Annotated in this window: 15 protein-coding genes and 1 pseudogene; 5 read left to right on the plus strand and 11 right to left on the minus strand. The window is 68.9% G+C overall.

The annotated features are described in order from the left end of the window. Positions 1-7 precede the first annotated feature (7 nt). From ACSU1G_RS05250 to ACSU1G_RS05260, 3 genes are read right to left on the minus strand one after another with little or no spacing between them, the layout of a single operon-like run. A complete protein-coding gene (locus ACSU1G_RS05250) occupies positions 8-1,408 on the minus strand; it encodes a dihydrolipoamide acetyltransferase family protein (protein ID WP_439278867.1) in 1,401 nt (466 codons plus the stop codon). Position 1,409: 1 nt separating this feature from the next. Continuing rightward, on the minus strand, positions 1,410-2,585 hold the full coding sequence (locus ACSU1G_RS05255; RefSeq protein ID WP_439279400.1) for an alpha-ketoacid dehydrogenase subunit beta: 1,176 nt from the start codon (positions 2,583-2,585) through the stop codon (positions 1,410-1,412). Continuing rightward, positions 2,579-3,724, minus strand: coding sequence for a thiamine pyrophosphate-dependent enzyme (locus ACSU1G_RS05260; protein ID WP_439278868.1), 1,146 nt, complete (start codon positions 3,722-3,724; stop codon positions 2,579-2,581). The genes ACSU1G_RS05255 and ACSU1G_RS05260 overlap by 7 nt, the downstream gene beginning before the upstream one ends. A 181-nt stretch (positions 3,725-3,905) precedes the next feature. On the opposite strand from ACSU1G_RS05260, the gene ACSU1G_RS05265 reads away from it, so the two are divergent. Beyond that, positions 3,906-4,355 carry an Lrp/AsnC family transcriptional regulator gene (locus ACSU1G_RS05265; RefSeq protein ID WP_439278869.1) on the plus strand — a complete coding sequence of 150 codons (450 nt, stop codon included), beginning with the start codon at positions 3,906-3,908 and terminating at the stop codon, positions 4,353-4,355. A gap of 105 nt (positions 4,356-4,460) precedes the next feature. On the opposite strand, the pseudogene ACSU1G_RS05270 reads toward ACSU1G_RS05265, so the two are convergent. After that, positions 4,461-4,688: pseudogene (locus ACSU1G_RS05270) on the minus strand (3-hydroxyacyl-CoA dehydrogenase family protein); the annotation flags it as partial. Positions 4,689-4,768: 80 nt separating this feature from the next. Between ACSU1G_RS05270 and ACSU1G_RS05275 the strand changes: the two are divergent. Further along, positions 4,769-5,422: a maleylpyruvate isomerase N-terminal domain-containing protein gene (locus ACSU1G_RS05275; RefSeq protein WP_439278870.1), complete on the plus strand. Its 654-nt coding sequence runs from the start codon at positions 4,769-4,771 to the stop codon at positions 5,420-5,422. A gap of 12 nt (positions 5,423-5,434) precedes the next feature. On the opposite strand, the gene ACSU1G_RS05280 is transcribed toward ACSU1G_RS05275, so the two are convergent. The 6 genes from ACSU1G_RS05280 to paaA form a co-directional block, all read right to left on the minus strand. Beyond that, positions 5,435-6,220 carry an enoyl-CoA hydratase/isomerase family protein gene (locus ACSU1G_RS05280; protein ID WP_439278871.1) on the minus strand — a complete coding sequence of 262 codons (786 nt, stop codon included), beginning with the start codon at positions 6,218-6,220 and terminating at the stop codon, positions 5,435-5,437. 84 nt (positions 6,221-6,304) lie between these two features. Next, on the minus strand, positions 6,305-7,480 hold the full coding sequence (gene paaE / locus ACSU1G_RS05285; protein WP_439278872.1) for a 1,2-phenylacetyl-CoA epoxidase subunit PaaE: 1,176 nt from the start codon (positions 7,478-7,480) through the stop codon (positions 6,305-6,307). Then, on the minus strand, positions 7,477-7,968 hold the full coding sequence (gene paaD / locus ACSU1G_RS05290) for a 1,2-phenylacetyl-CoA epoxidase subunit PaaD (RefSeq protein WP_439278873.1): 492 nt from the start codon (positions 7,966-7,968) through the stop codon (positions 7,477-7,479). The genes paaE and paaD overlap by 4 nt, the downstream gene beginning before the upstream one ends. Positions 7,969-7,994: 26 nt before the next feature. Beyond that, on the minus strand, positions 7,995-8,861 hold the full coding sequence (gene paaC, locus ACSU1G_RS05295; protein WP_439278874.1) for a 1,2-phenylacetyl-CoA epoxidase subunit PaaC: 867 nt from the start codon (positions 8,859-8,861) through the stop codon (positions 7,995-7,997). Beyond that, positions 8,858-9,181: a 1,2-phenylacetyl-CoA epoxidase subunit PaaB gene (gene paaB / locus ACSU1G_RS05300; RefSeq protein ID WP_439278875.1), complete on the minus strand. Its 324-nt coding sequence runs from the start codon at positions 9,179-9,181 to the stop codon at positions 8,858-8,860. The genes paaC and paaB overlap by 4 nt, the downstream gene beginning before the upstream one ends. After that, positions 9,178-10,170 (minus strand): 1,2-phenylacetyl-CoA epoxidase subunit PaaA, encoded by a 993-nt coding sequence (gene paaA, locus ACSU1G_RS05305; RefSeq protein ID WP_439278876.1) that lies wholly within the window; start codon positions 10,168-10,170, stop codon positions 9,178-9,180. The genes paaB and paaA overlap by 4 nt, the downstream gene beginning before the upstream one ends. A gap of 236 nt (positions 10,171-10,406) precedes the next feature. On the opposite strand from paaA, the gene paaI reads away from it, so the two are divergent. The 3 genes from paaI to ACSU1G_RS05320 all read left to right on the plus strand — a co-directional run bounded on the left by paaI (position 10,407) and on the right by ACSU1G_RS05320 (position 12,963). Beyond that, the gene (gene paaI / locus ACSU1G_RS05310) at positions 10,407-10,910 is read left to right on the plus strand and encodes a hydroxyphenylacetyl-CoA thioesterase PaaI (RefSeq protein ID WP_439278877.1); all 504 of its coding nucleotides are present in this window, start codon (positions 10,407-10,409) and stop codon (positions 10,908-10,910) included. A gap of 51 nt (positions 10,911-10,961) precedes the next feature. Beyond that, the gene (locus ACSU1G_RS05315; RefSeq protein ID WP_439278878.1) at positions 10,962-12,281 is read left to right on the plus strand and encodes a phenylacetate--CoA ligase family protein; all 1,320 of its coding nucleotides are present in this window, start codon (positions 10,962-10,964) and stop codon (positions 12,279-12,281) included. Between the two features lie 67 nt (positions 12,282-12,348). Next, on the plus strand, positions 12,349-12,963 hold the full coding sequence (locus tag ACSU1G_RS05320; protein ID WP_439278879.1) for a TetR/AcrR family transcriptional regulator: 615 nt from the start codon (positions 12,349-12,351) through the stop codon (positions 12,961-12,963). 121 nt (positions 12,964-13,084) lie between these two features. Here the strand turns inward: ACSU1G_RS05320 and paaZ are convergent, their stop codons facing one another. After that, positions 13,085-15,214, minus strand: a complete 2,130-nt coding sequence (gene paaZ / locus ACSU1G_RS05325; RefSeq protein ID WP_439278880.1) for a phenylacetic acid degradation bifunctional protein PaaZ — start codon at positions 15,212-15,214, stop codon at positions 13,085-13,087. Positions 15,215-15,348 lie beyond the last annotated feature (134 nt).

Raw genomic sequence — 15,348 nt, forward strand, 5'->3', positions numbered from 1 at the left:
CTGGCACCTACAGGTCCGCCAACACCCCACCCGGGTTCTCGAAGCAGTCGGCCACATAGCGCAGGAACCCGCCGGCCGTGCCGCCGTCACAGATGCGGTGGTCGAACACCAGGGACAGCTGCATGACCTTGCGCACGGCCAGCTCGCCGTCCACCACCCAGGGCCGGTCGATGATCCGACCCATCCCGAGGATCGCGGCCTCGGGGTAGTTGATGATCGCCGCCGAGCCGTCGGTGCCGAACACCCCGTAGTTGTTGATGGTGAAGGTGCCCCCGCCCAGATCGTGCGGGGTCGCCTTGCCGGAACGCGCGAGCTCGGTGAGCCGCCGCAGCTCCGCGTCCAGCTGGCGGGCGCTCATCTCATGCGCGCGGCGGACCGAGGGCACCACGAGTCCGCGCTCGGCCTGCACTGCGAAGCCGAGGTTGACCCCGTCGAAGGACACGATCCGGTGTCCGCCCGCACCGTCCTGTTCGAAGCGGTGGGTCAGCGCGGGGTACCGTGCCAGGCCCGCGAGCGCGAAGCGGGAGGCGAAGGCGAGCATTCCGGGCACGGCCTGGTCACCGCCCGCCTTCATCGCCGCCCGCAGCTGGACCAGCGGGGTGACGTCCACGTCCACCCACACGGTGGCCTCGGGGATCTCCTGGCGCGAGCGGGTCATCGCCGCGGCCGTCACCTTGCGCACCCCGGAGACCTTCTCGACGCCGGCCACGGTCAGTCCCGTGCGCGGGTCCAGTGCCTCGGTGGGCTCCGGGGCCCACGACGCCCCTCCGGACGCGGCCGGGTTGGCAGAGGTTCCCGGCGCGCCTGCCGTGGTGCCGGCCGAGGAGAGCACATCGGCGCGCAGGATCAGCCCACCGGGCCCGGTCCCCCGCACGGCGGTGAGGTCCACCCCGTGCTCGCGGGCGAGCCGGCGCACGAGTGGATTCACCACGCGGGGCGCCTGCCGCTCCTCGGCGGCCGGAGGTGCGGTCGAGGCGGCCGGAACGGCGGTCGAGGCAGCAGCCGGGACCGGACGCCTGGGTCTCCGGGTGCGGCCCTTCGCGGCTCCGCCCGGAGTGCCGTAGCCGATCAGGACGTTGCCGGAGCCGCCGTCGTCCTCTTCCTCCTCACCATAGGGTTGGGCGCCCTCCGCCGGCGGCCCAGCGCTGGTCCCCTCGGCCGGGGCGGCGCCGTCCTCCACGGACAGCAGCGGTTTCCCGACCTCCAGGGTGGTGCCCGCCTCGGCGTGCAGGGTCGCCACCGTCCCCGCGAAGGGAGACGGCACCTCCACGAGCGACTTGGCGGTCTCGACCTCGGCGATCGGCTGGTCCACGGCCACGGTGTCCCCGGCGGCGACCAGCCAGCGGACGATGTCCGCCTCCGTCAGCCCCTCCCCCAGGTCCGGCAGCAGAAACGTGCGCACGGTCATCTCAGTCCTCCCATTGCAGGTCGTCGACGGCGTCGAGGATGCGGTCCACCGACGGCAGGAAATACTGCTCGAGCTTCGGCGCGGGATACGGCACGTCGAATCCGGTCACCCGCAGCACCGGGGCGGCCAGCGAGTGGAAGCACCGCTCCTGGATGCGGGCGGCGATCTCCCCGGCCACCGAGCCGAAGCCGGTCTCCTCGGAGATGACCACCACGCGCCCGGTCTTCCGCACCGAGGCGGTCACGGTGGCGTCGTCGAACGGCACGATGGTCCGCACGTCCACGACCTCCAGGGACCGGCCCTCGGCCTGCGACGCCTCGGCCGCGGCCAGGGCGGTGGGCACGGAAGGACCGTAGGCCACCAGCGTGGCGTCGGTGCCCTGGCGCGCGACGGCGGCCCCGCCGGATTCCAGCGCTGCGCGCGGATCCGCACCGGCACCGGGACCGGACCGGCCGGCGTCGTACTGCTCGCGCAGCGCGTCCAGGTCCACCGGGTCCTTGGCGAAGTACAGCTTCTTCGGCTCCATGAACACCACGGGGTCATCGGAGTCGATCGCGGCCCGCAGCAGCAGGTAGGCGTCCGCCACGGTGGCCGGGGTGACGACCTTCAGCCCGGGGGTGTGGGCGTAGTACGCCTCGGAGGAGTCACAGTGGTGCTCCACCCCTCCGATGCCACCGGCGTACGGGATGCGGATGACGATCGGCAGGGCCATCCGCCCGCTGGTGCGGTTGCGCATCTTGGCGATGTGCGAGGCGATCTGCTCGAAGGCCGGGTACGCGAAGGCGTCGAACTGCATCTCGATGACCGGGCGAATCCCGTTGATCGCCATGCCCACGGCCATCCCGGCGATGCCGGACTCGGCCAGCGGGGTGTCGAAGCAGCGGCCGGTGCCGAAGCGATCGGCCAGCCCGTCGGTGATGCGGAAGACCCCGCCCAGGGTGCCCACGTCCTCGCCGAACATCACCACCCCGGCCTCGGCCGTCATCGCATCGGCCAGGGCCGCGTTGAGCGCCTTGGCCATGGTGACCGGGCCGGTCCGCACCGGCGCCTTCGGGGACTCCGGGCGTTCCCGTGGGATCCCGGCGCCCCCGGCCCGGGTGGCGGACTCACGGGCGGCGTCGACGGCCACCTCCACGGCGCCGGTGTCCGTGCCGGTGAATTCAATGCTGCTCATGATGCCTCCTCACGGGCCAGTTCCTCCGCCAGCCGCTCCGCCTGTTCGGCCAGCTGGGGCGTGGGAACGGTGTAGACGTGCCGGAACAACTCCTGTGGGTCCGGGGCGGACTCCTGGTTCATGCCGTCCCGTAGTGCCTGGGCCACCTCTTCTGCCTCCTGCTCGAACTGCGACTGCAGGTCGCCGGTGAGCAGGCCGCGGCCGCTCAGGTAGGTCCGCATCCGCGTGACCGGGTCCTTGGCCAGCCACTCGCGGACCTCCGCATCATCGCGGTAGCGGGTGGCGTCGTCGGCATTGGTGTGGGCCTGGATGCGGTAGGTGTGGGCCTCCACCAGCAGCGGGCCGGCCCCGGCGCGGACCAGCCGGACACCGCGCTCCAGCACGGACAGCAGCGCCACCAGGTCGTTGCCGTCCACGCGCTCCCCGGCCATCCCGTAGCCCACGGCCTTGTGTGCCAGGGAGGGCGCGACGGTCTGGCGGGCCAGCGGCACGGAGATCGCATACTGGTTGTTCTGCACGAAGAAGATCACCGGCAGCTGGAAGACGGCGGCGAAGTTCAGAGCCTCGTGGAAGTCCCCCTCACTGGTGGCGCCGTCCCCGCACAGGGCCACCACCACGGTGTCCTCGCCGCGCAACCGGGCGGCGTGGGCCACCCCGACGCCGTGCAGCAGCTGGGTGGTCAGCGGGGTGGACTGGATGCCGACCTTCTCCCGCTGCGGGTCGTAACCGCCGTGCCAGTCGCCACGGAAGATGGTCATCACCTCCATCGGGTCCACGCCGCGGGAGATCACGGCCACGGTGTCCCGGTAGGTGGGGAACAGCCAGTCACCCTCGGACAGGCAGGCGGCCGCCGCCACCTGGCAGGCCTCCTGGCCGTGGCTGGAGGGATAGACCGCCATCCGGCCCTGGCGGACCAGGGCCGAGTTCTGGTCATTGATGCGCCGGCCCGCCACGAGCTTGCGGTAGGCCTGCACCAGGACCTCGTCGTCCGGGATCGGGTATTCGTGTCCCGGCTCGGTGCCCTGCTCCGCGGTCGGCAGCAGGGCCCCGTTCGGATCCACCATCCGGATCAGGTGCCGCGAGGGGAGCATGTAGTCCTCGGGAGAGATGCCGAAGCTCCGGGCGGTGTCGGTGATCTCCATGGTTCCTCCTGGGTTCGGCCGGGTGCCACAGTGGGCTCCGTCACCTTTGACGACACTTTGCTACCCCCAGTGTGACTCTGGCACGGCATCCGTCGCCACAAGTCCCGAATATCGTGGACGGACTGGCTGAGGCAGGCTACTTTGGTGGATGTTCTGATACTGAAATGCCGAAGGGGATCCGATGGAGAACACACCGACCCGGCTCGACGACGTGGACCATCGCATCCTCGCCGAACTCACCCGGGACGCCCGGCAGTCCGTGACGGCCCTGGCCCAGCGGGTCCACGTCTCCCGGGCCCACGCCTACGCCCGGATCAACCGGCTTCAGGATGACGGGGTCATCACCCGGTACAGCGCGGTGGTTGAGCCCGTGCGCGCCGGGCTGCGATCCTCGGCGTACGTGACGCTCAAGCTGCGCCAGCACGGCTGGCGGGAGATGCGGGATGCCCTGTCCGCGATCCCCGAGGTCCACCATGTCAGTCTGGTGGGTGGGAACTTCGACGTGATCATGCTGGTCCGGGCGCGGGACAACCAGGACCTGCGGCGCGTGGTCTTCGATCTGATCCAGTCGATGCCCGGAGTGCTCGACACCCAGACGTTCCTCATCTTCGAGGACGTGGACGCCCGCTGAGCCGGAGGCCAACCAAGATCACGAGAGCGACAACTGTCGACCGGCTCGGTGTGTCCCGACCTCTGGCGCGGCCGTGATCATGGTTCGAGAGCAGTCCAGGGGCGGTCAGCTCCAGTCGAAGAAGCCCTGCCCGGACTTGCGGCCGAGCTCGCCTCGAGTGAAGACCAGGTATTCGGCGATGCCCAGGCGCACATCCAGGCCCACGATGTCCGTGGTGCGCAGCGGCCCAGTGGGGCGCTTGTAGCCGAGCACCATGGCGTTGTCGAATTCCTCGGCACTGGCCACGCCCGCCTCGACCATCCGCATCGCCTCGAGCGCGATGGCCACGCCGAGGCCACCACCACGTCCGCAGCGCCGGGGGCCACGTCAACCAGACGCTGACCTTGACCGGGTGCTCATGTGATCCTGAGGACATGAAGCCCACAGCCACCCCCACCCCGCTGCCCACCGGACCCGCCCCTCGACCCCACGTCGAGGCCTACCGCGCCGCGTCGACGGCCCTGGCCACGGTCTGTGCGAACATCATCGATTGGGAGGCTCCTGGCCTCGGCGAATGGACCGTGCGGGACCTGGCCGGCCACGTGAACCGTGCCATCGTCAACGTCACCGCCTATCTGGAGGCCGGGACGGAACCGGGCGCCCCGTTCGTCGACGGGCCGGTCGCGTACTACCGGGCCTTCTGGGGCCGTCACGACGACGAGGGCGTGGCCGAACGCGGCCGGCTCGCCGGCCAGGCGCTGGGGGACGAACCCGCCCAGGCCATCGACCGGGACCGCGTCCTGACCATGGCCGTGGTGGACCGCACCCCGGACGACGCCGTGTTGCGCACGCCCGTCGGCACCATGACTCTGGCAGGTTATCTGCCCAGCCGCACCTTCGAGTTGGCCGTCCACACGGCGGACCTGGCCCGCGCCACGGGGCAGGACGTCCCGTCGGGCCTCTCGGCGGCGTGGCCCGAGGTCATCAGCCTGGCGGCCGAACTCGCGGTCGAGAACGGCCAGGCGGTCGATCTGGTCATGGCCATCACGGGCCGCGGGGACCTGCCGGAGGGCTTCACGGTCCTGTAGCCGGTCTCGGTCCTAGACAGCGCCCCGGAACACCGGCTTGCGCTTCTGTTGGAAGGCAGCGAAGCCCTCGGCGTAGTCTGCGGTGTCGCACAGGTCGGCCTGGGCCCGGTTCTCGTTCATCATGGAGGCCCAGAGCCCCAGCCGCTCGTCGCGGATCTGCGCCACCAGTTCCTTGGACGCCACGAAGGCCCCGGTGGCGCCGGAGGCCACTTTCGCCACGATCGCCCGGGTGTCCTCCAGCAGCGTCTCGGCCGGCATGGACCGGGAGAACAGCCCGGAGGACACGGCCTCTGCACCACTGATCAGCTCGGCCGTGTAGATCAGGTCCAGGGTGCGGTGGGTGCCCAGGCGCTCCGTGAACAACCAGTGACCGCCCGAGTCGAGGGTGGCACCGAGGTTGGCGAACGGCGAGCCGATCTTGGCGTTCTCGGCCACGTAGACCACGTCCGTGGCGATCGCCAGCCCGAGGCCCACGCCGAGACAGGCGCCCTGGACGGCCGCGAACGTCGGTGCGGGGAAGGACGCCATCCTCTGCAGCAGCGGAGTGACGGCGTCGCCGAGGTAGCCCATCACATCGTCGTCGGCGGGGACCACGCCGGAGATGTCCCGGCCCGCGGAGAAGCCGCGGCCCTCGCCGCGCAACAGCAGGGCCCGCACCTCACCGCGGGAGGCAGCGGCAGCGGCGTCGTCGTACGCCTTCTGCAGTTCTGCGAGCGCCGTGAGGCCCAACGCGTTCATCTTCTCCGGGGCGTTCAGGACGACCTCGGCGATGCCGTCGGCGATGGTCAGCTGGATCACGAGATGCCTCCTGGGCGTGGGGACGGATGTGGGTGCGGGCGTCGGGCCGGTGTGGACATCAGGCGTGGGGATCAGGCGTCGGGATCAGGCGTCGTAGTTGACGACGAGCGTGTCCGAGGTCGGGTGCGACTGGCAGGTCAGGACGTAGCCCTTCTCGATCTCGTCCGGTTCCAGCGCGTAGTTCTCGTCCATCTCCACGGATCCCTCGACCACCTGGGCGCGGCAGGTCCCGCACACGCCGCCGGCGCACGCGAACGGCACGTCCGGGCGCACGCGCAGGGCGGCGTTGAGCACGGTCTCCCGCTGGCCCTTCGGGGACTTCACCTCTCCCTGCAGCCCATCCAGGGTGAAGGAGATCTGGATGTTGTCCCCCTGATCGTCGACCACGATCGGGCGGCCGATGTTGCCCTCCGGGCGCCCCTTCTGCGGGTCTCCCGTGGTGAACAGCTCGAACCGCACCCTGTCCGGGTCCACCTCGAGGCTCGCGAGCTCGTCCCGCACCATCTGGACCAACTCGAACGGCCCACACAGGAACCATTCGTCCACGGCCTCCGGCTGGATCACGGTGGACAGCAGGGTGGAGAGCTTCTCGTGGTCGATCCGGCCGGACAGCAGCGGTGAGATCCGCTGCTCCCGGGTCAGCACGTGGTGCAGTGCGAACCGGGACGGGTAACGGTCCTTCAGGTCCGCCAGTTCCTCCAGGAACATCACGTCCATGGCGGCCCTGTTGGAATAGATGAGGTTGAAGTGGACCTTCTCGCTGGCGGCCAGCACGGTGCGGGCGATCGCGATCACCGGGGTGATCCCGGAACCGGCGGCCACGGCCACGAAGGTGTCCTCGGCATCCGTGTCGATGGACTCCGGATCGTTCAGTGCCGTCATCTGGTGCTTGGAGATGAAGGCACCGGTCGGACTCATCACCTCGATGGTGTCCCCGGCGACAAGGTTCTCGTTCGCCCAGGAGGAGAAGAAGCCGCCCAGGTCCCGCTTGATGGCCACGCGCACCTCACCCGGCTGCGGCTCGGCGCAGATGGAGTAGCTGCGGCGTACCTCGTGCAGGGCCCCCTCAGCATCCGGCAACTGCTTGCGCAGGGCCACGTACTGGCCGGGGGCGTAGTCGTAGTCGTCCACCAGCTCCTCTGGGACGGCGAACGTCACCTCCACGGCGTCGGCCGTCAGGCGGCGGACCCCGGCGACCTCGAGTTCGTGGAACGTGGCACGGCGGCGCGAGGGGGCGGTTTCGGTTGCACTTGCGTTCATGAGAGCACCTTGAAGTAGTCGAAGGGTTCCAGGCAGTCCTTGCAGGAGTACAGCGCCTTGCAGGCCGTGGAACCGAAGCGGGAGATTTCACGCGTGTTCAGCGAATGGCAGCGGGGACACTTCACGATCATGCCCAGGGTCACCGTGCCGCGATGGCCCTTGCCGGTGGGCGGGGCGATGCCGTACTCCTGCAGCTTGGTCTTGCCCTCGTCCGTCATCCAGTCGGTCGACCACGCCGGGGAGAGGACCCGGTCCACCATCACCTTCTCGTACCCTTCGGCAGCGAACACGGCCTTCAGGTCCTGTTCGATCACGTCCATCGCCGGGCACCCGGAGTACGTCGGCGTGATGGTCACGACGACGGCCCCCTCCGGTCCCGCGGTCACGTCCCGCAGGATGCCGAGGTCGGCGATGGTCAGCACCGGGATCTCCGGGTCGGTCACCCGCGAGGCGATCTGGTGGAGTCTGCTGGTGGTGGAAACGGTCATGGTGGTCCTCCGTGGGGTCGCGGTGATTACCAGGTGGCGCCGGGATGCTTGCGCGCCAGGACCTGCATTTCGGCCAGGATGAACCCCAGGTACTCGGAGTGCTCACCCCGACGGCCGAAGCACATCGCGGCGGGGACCTCGGGGACGGCCAGGCCGGAGCGGTCCAGGATGTCGGTGAGGCGGGCATGCCACTCATCGCGCAGCGTGGACGGGCGCGGGGCCACGCCCTCGAGCTCGCTGTTCAGCGCCTCGTCCTGGAACATCTCCTCCACGTACGGCCAGAGCTTGTCCAGGGCCCGGCGCATCCGGCGGGCGGATTCCTCGGTGCCCTGACCCAGGCGCAGGGTCCACAGCTCGGCGTGCTCGAGGTGGTAGTCGACCTCCTTGACCGCCTTGGCGCAGATGGCCGCCAGGGTCTGGTCCGAGGACTCGAGCAGCCGGCTGTACAGCAGGTGCTGGTAGATCGCCAGGAACAGGCCGCGGACCGTGGACTGGGCGAAGTCGCCGTTGGGCTGCTCCACGAGGTGCAGCGAGGTGAACTCCTCCTCTTCGCGGAAGTAGGCCAGCTCGTCCTCCGTCTTGCCCCACTTCTTGCCCGCATAGGTCAAGAACGACCGGGCGTGCCCCAACTGGTCCAGGGTGATGTTGCCGAGGGCGACATCCTCCTCGAGCTCCGGGCCGCGGGAGACCCAGTGTGCGTTGCGCTGGGCGTAGATGAGCGCGTCGTCTCCGAGCCACAGCGCGTACTGGGCGATCGCCTCGGTGGCCGGGGCCGTGTCGCGCAGGGCGATGTCCTCGGGACGGAGGGCATTGCCAGGTGTGACGCGGGTGGCTGAGGCCGCGGCGTCGCCGAAGCTGTCCAGGCTACGGTCTGTGCTGGTCGAGGCGCTCACAGGTGCTTCACCCCCTCACTCTTGGTGTAGTACGTGGCGTGCCGGTAGTCCTTGCCCTGGGGGGATTCGAACATGGCGTCCTTGGAATCCGGATCCGAGGTCAGGATGTCCGTTGAGCGAACCACCCAGAGGGAGACGCCCTCGTTGCGGCGGGTGTAGAGGTCCCGCCCGTTGCGCACGGCCATCTCCGCGTCCGGCGCGTGCAGGGACCCGGCGTGGACGTGGGAGAGCCCGCGCGAGGATCGCACGAAGACCTCCCAGAGGGGCCAGCTGGCGGATGAGGCGTTCTGCCGCTTGTCCTGGGGAGTGCTCATCGTCATGCCACCTGTTCCTTCTGCTCCTGCTGCTTGCGTGCATAGGCGGCTGCGGCCTCACGGACCCAGGCGCCTTCCTCATGGGCCTCGCGGCGGCGCGCCAACCGTTGGGAGTTGCACGGGCCACCGCCCTTGACGACCCGGTTGAACTCGTCCCAGTCCAGATCCATGTGGATCCACTGGCCGGTCCCCTCGTCGTAACGAAGCTCCGGGTCCGGCAGGGTCAGGCCCAGGACCTTGACCTGCTCGGCGATCATGCCGACGAAGCGCTGGCGCAGATCGTCATTGGAGAACCTCTTGACGTTCCAGGCCATGGACTGCTTGGAGTTCGGTGAATCATTGTCCGAGGGTCCGAACATCATCAGGGACGGTGCATAGAACCGGTTGATGGCATCCTGGGCCATCTTCTTCTGGCTCTCGGAGCCGTTGGCCAGCTCGAGCAGGATCTCGAAGCCCTGCCGCTGGTGGAAGGACTCCTCCTTGCAGATCCGCACCATGGCCCGTCCATAGGGACCGTAGGAGGCGCGGCACAGGGGGACCTGGTTGGCGATCGCGGCGCCGTCGACGAGCCAGCCGATCGCGCCCATGTCGGCCCACGTGCGAGCCGGGTAGTTGAAGATCGAGGAGTACTTCGCCCGGCCGGAGATCAGCTGGTCGTTCATCGTGTCACGGTCCGTGCCGAGGGTCTCGGTGGCCGAGTACAGGTACAGGCCGTGGCCAGCCTCATCCTGCACCTTGGCGATGAGGATGGACTTGCGCTTCAGGCTCGGGGCGCGGGTGATCCAGTTCGCCTCCGGCTGCATGCCGATGATCTCGGAGTGCGCATGCTGGCCCATCTGTCGGGTCAGGGCCTTCCGGTACGCCTCCGGCATCCAGTCACGGGGCTCGATCCGCGAGTCGTCGGCGATGATCGCGTCGAACCGGCTCTGGCCCTCGGCATCCTCGGTTGACTGCACAGCGGTCAGATGACTGCCGGTTTGCTGGTGATCGGCCATGGTGCCCACCTCATTCTCTGGGAGTTCGTCACAGCGGGACCAGACGTCAGCCCGGCCACGCCGCCCGTTCATGGTCAGCGTCGCTGAGGTCGCATTTACCGACCGTTCGTTCAGTATATATCCATTCGGCGGCCCCGAGTCAACCGTCCGCCCGCAACGGCCATGCCATGGAATTTGACCCACGTCACACAGTACGATTACCTAATGATCGTTCAGTCAAGAAATTGGGAGTGCGCATGACCACATCCAGTACCAGGTCTGAGGCTGAGGCTGGCACCGCTGCCGTGGCGGGCCAGGATGCCAGTGCACCTCTCACCTCCGAGCTCGGGGAACACCATGCCATCCTGGCCGGGGACCGAGCCAGCGCATGGATGGGGATCGCCGTGGAGTCCGTCTCCGACGGGCATGCCACCATCACCATGAGCCTCCGTCAGGAGATGCTCAACGGCTTCGGGATCGCCCACGGCGGCATGGTCTTCGCCTTCGCGGACTCCGCCTTCGCCTTGGCCTGCAATCCGCCGGAGGGTTCCGAGGACACCATCACCGTGGCCACGGGCGTCGACATCAACTTCCTCAAACCCGGGATCCCGGGGCGGTTGCTGACCGCCGTGGCCGACCGCCGCCAGCAGTCCGGCCGGAGCGGCATCTATGACGTCCGGGTGCTCCAGTCCCTCCTCGAGGGCGGCACCGAGGTCATCGCCGAGTTCCGCGGCCGGAGCCGCACGATTCCCGCCCGCTGACCCCACCGCTCACCTCACCACCGACCACCGCCAGTACGAATGAGGCACCAGATGACCGAGACCCTCCACCCCACCGCGTCAACCCCGGGCCTGGACCCGGAGGAGACGATGAGCCGCGACCAGATCGAGTCCTTGCAGCTGGAACGGCTGCAGCAGACGGTCGCCTACGCCTACGATCGCGTCCCGATGTACCGCGAGAAGTACGACGCCACAGGAGTCCACCCCTCCGACCTCAAGGAGCTCTCCGACCTGGCCAAGTTCCCCTTCACGGACAAGGAGGACCTGCGCAAGACCTACCCGTTCGGCGCGTTCGCCGTGCCCCAGGAGGAGGTCGCCCGGATCCATGCCTCCTCGGGCACCACGGGCCTGCCCACCGTGGTGGGCTACACGCGGCAGGACCTGACCGACTGGGCCAAGCTCGGCGCCCGTTGCCTGCGCCTGTCCGGCGTCCAGAAGGGCTGGAAGGTCCACAACGCCTACGGCTACGGCCTGTTCACCGGCGGTCTGGGTGCCCACGGTGCGGCCGAGTACCTGGGCACCACGGTGATCCCCATGTCCGGGGGCCAGACCGAGAAGCAGATCACCCTGCTCCAGGACTTCCAGCCGGACGCCATCCTGTGCACCCCCACGTATCTGCTCACGATCGGGGACGCCATGCAGCGCATGGGCCTGGACCCGCGAGCGTCCTCCCTCAAGGTCGGCGTACTCGGGGCCGAGCCCTGGACCGAGGAGATGCGGCATGAGCTGGAGGAGATGTTCGATATCCATGCCTGTGACATCTACGGCCTCTCCGAGGTCATGGGCCCGGGCGTAGCAGGAGAGTCCTACCGCACCAAGGACGGCTGCCACATCTGGGAGGACCATTTCCGGCCGGAGATCCTCGACCCCTTCGACGAGACGAAGGTGCTCGGCGACGGCGAGCCCGGCGAGCTGGTCTTCACGGCGCTGACCAAGCAGGCGCTGCCGATCATCCGGTACCGCACCCACGATCTGAGCCGCCTGCTGCCCGGCAGCGAGCGCCCCGGCCACCGCCGCATGGGCCGCATCACCGGCCGCTCGGACGACATGATCATCCTGCGCGGCGTCAACGTGTTCCCGAGCCAGATCGAGGAGTTGGCGTTGAAGGTGCAGGGACTCTCGCCGCACTTCCAGCTGGAGATCACCCGCCCCGACCGGATGGACCAGCTGGCCGTGAAGATCGAGCGTCGCGTCGACTGCACCTCAGAGCGGGCCACCGCGGCGGCGTCGGAACTGCAGAAGCTCATCAAGATCCACATCGGGTCCTCGTGCCGGATCGAGGTCGCGGAACCCGAATCGCTGGCCCGTTCGATCGGTAAGCTGAAGCGGATCCACGACCTTCGCAATCTCTGACCCCTCACCGCGCCTTCCCTGGGCTCCACCCACCCCCAGGGAAGGCCTGTCACTCCAGGAGCAACCTGTGCCCACCGCGCCCAAGGCCCCCTCGGCCCCCCGAAGGGGCCGGCCCGGTTACGACCAGGAGTCCGTCCTGACCGTGGCCGTGGCCGTGTTCAACCGGCACGGCTATGACGCCACCTCGATGGGCATGCTGGCCGAGGAGCTCGGTGTCAGCAAGTCCGCCATCTACCATCATGTCCCCTCCAAGGGCGATCTTCTGCGCCTGGCCCTGGACGAGGCGCTGATCCCCCTGGAAGCCATCGGTGAGGACCAACGCGCCACCACCGGCACCTCGATCCAGCGGCTGGAGTTCATGCTGCGCTCCACCATCCGCGTCCTGCTGGAGCGCCAGCCCTCCGTGACCCTGCTGCTGCGCCTGCGGGGCAACACCGAGATCGAGCGTCAGGCGCTGGAGCGTCGCCGTGCAGTGGACCGCAGGGTCACCCACCTGATGATCACGGCGCAGCAGGACGGGAAGGTGCGTGCCGACGTCGAGCCCCGCACCACCACGCGCCTGATGTTCGGCATGATCAACTCCCTCGTGGAGTGGTATCGGCCTGACGGTCCGGCCACACCCCAGGAGGTGGAGGAGAACGCGATCGCGATGATCGTCGACGGATTGCGCGCCCGCGACTGAACCACGTCCACCCTCCACTGTGTGTTCCTCGGGAACGACGGCGGCCGGTCACCTTCCGCGCGGAAGGTGACCGGCCGCCGTCGTTCCCTGCAGGTGTAGGCTCAGCCCGGAAGCCCGGGTCTCAGTCCTGCCAGTCCTTGTAGGTGGCGTCTTCCTTCTCCACCAGGGTCAGCACGTCATAGGTGGCCACGATCTCATCCTCCTGGTTGTGGATGATGGCGTCCCAGGCCACCTCGCCGTACTCATCGGTCACCCGTGGGGTGATCTTCTTGGCGGTCAGCGTGATCCGGATGGAGTCGTCGGCGGCCACCGGGGTGATGAACCGCAGGTTCTCCAGGCCGTAGTTGGCCAGCACCGGGCCCGGGGCCGGCTCCACGAAGAGTCCGGCGCCCCAAGCGACCAGCAGGTAGCCATGGGCCACGGTGCCCGGGAAGAACGGATTGGCCTCGGCCGCCCTCTGGTTCACGTGGGCGTAGAAGGTGTCCCCCGTGGTGTTCGCGAAGGCGGTGATGTCCTCCTGGGTGACCTGGCGCAGGTCGGAGGCCAGAGCGTCGCCGATGCGCAGCTCGGCCAGGGACTTGCGGAACGGGTGCACGTTGCCCGGCTGGGCACCGAACTTCTCCGAACCGGCGATGGACCGGTCCGCCCCGGTCTGCCACACGCCCGTGACGGCGGTGAGCAGGTTCGGGGAGCCCTGTAGCGCTGTGCGTTGCATGTGGTGCTTGACGGAGCGGATGCCGCCGAGTTCCTCGCCACCGCCGGCGCGGCCCGGTCCGCCGTGGACCAGGTGCGGGACGGGTGAGCCGTGGCCCGTAGAGGTCTTGGCGGTCTCGCGGTTGAGCAGGTGCACGCGTCCGTGGTGGCCGGCGATACCCACGGTCAGCTCGCGGGCGGTGTCCGGGTCATTGGTGCACACGGTGGCGACCAGGGAACCGGAGCCGCGGGCAGCCAGCCGGATCGCATCCTCGAGGTCGGTGTACCCGATCAAGGAGGCGACCGGGCCGAAGGCCTCGCGGGAGTGGACGATCTCGTTCTCCGCGTCCGACCAGCTCAGCAGGATCGGGGACATGAAGGCCCCGTCCTCCACGACCTTTTCCTGGCCCCCGGCGGTGCGCACCGTCGGGGCGTCCAGGGTGCCGTAGGCGATCTCGCCGCCGGCGGCGATCATGTCCTCCACGGCACCGCGGACCTCCTGGAGCTGGGCCAGCGAGGACAGCGCGCCCATGGTCACGCCCTCGGCGCGGGGGTCGCCCACGACCACGCGCTGCTCGATCCGGGCCGCGATGGCCCGCGCGACGGCCTCACGCTGGACCTCCGGGACGATGGTGCGGCGGATGGCCGTGCACTTCTGACCGGCCTTGACCGTCATCTCGGTGACCACGGCCTTGACGAAAGCGTCGAACTCGGGGGTGCCCTCCACGGCGTCGGGGCCCAGGATGGCGGCATTGAGCGAGTCGGTCTCGGCCGAGAACCGGACACCACCGGAGATGACGTTCGGATGGGACTTGAGGGATTGGGCCGTGGACGCCGAGCCAGTGAAGAGCATCATGTCCCGGTAGTCCATGACGTCCAGCAGGCCGCGGGCCGAACCGGAGATCAGCTGCAGGGAGCCGTCGGGCAGGATGCCGGAGTCGACCATGAGGCGCACGGCGGCCTCGGACACGAAGCCGGTGGGGGTGGCGGGCTTGACCACGGTCGGCACGCCGGCGATGAACGCCGGGGCGAACTTCTCGAGCATGCCCCAGACCGGGAAGTTGAAGGCGTTGACCTGCACGGCCACGCCGGGGATCCGGGTGTAGACGTGGGTGCCGATGAAGGAGCCGTCCTTGGACAGCGGTTCGATCCCACCATCCAGGATGACGTTGGAGTTCGGCAGTTCGCGGCGGCCCTTGGAGGAGAAGGTGAAGAGCACGCCGATGCCGCCGTCGATGTCCACCATATTGTCCACCTTGGTGGCGCCGGTGCGGTGGGACAGGTCGTAGATGTCCTGGCGGCGCTCATTGAGGTAGGCGGCCAGTTCCTTGAGCTTCAGCGCACGCTCGTGCAGGGATAGCTTCCCCAATTCGCGCTGGCCCACGGTCCGGGCGTGCTCGAGCACGGAGCCGAGGTCGAGGCCGTCGGCCCCGTAGCGCGCCAGTGCCTCGCCGGTGCTGGCGTCCAGGACCTCCGTGGTGCGGGAACCCTCCTCTGGACTCCACCACTGGTCGAGGACATAACTGGGGACGGTGGGCGCGGCGGTCTGCGTAGTCATCCGGGCTTACCTTTCTGAACGGTCGGTCAGTATTGTTGACCAGCCTAACAGGGCCATGGCTTGGATCACAGGGCGCAGCAGGATCGGCATGGAGGCGGGGCGGCGGCGGTCCGGGCCTGCGAGGGTGGGGCCGC

Source organism: Microbacterium sp. A93 (genome assembly GCF_051842835.1).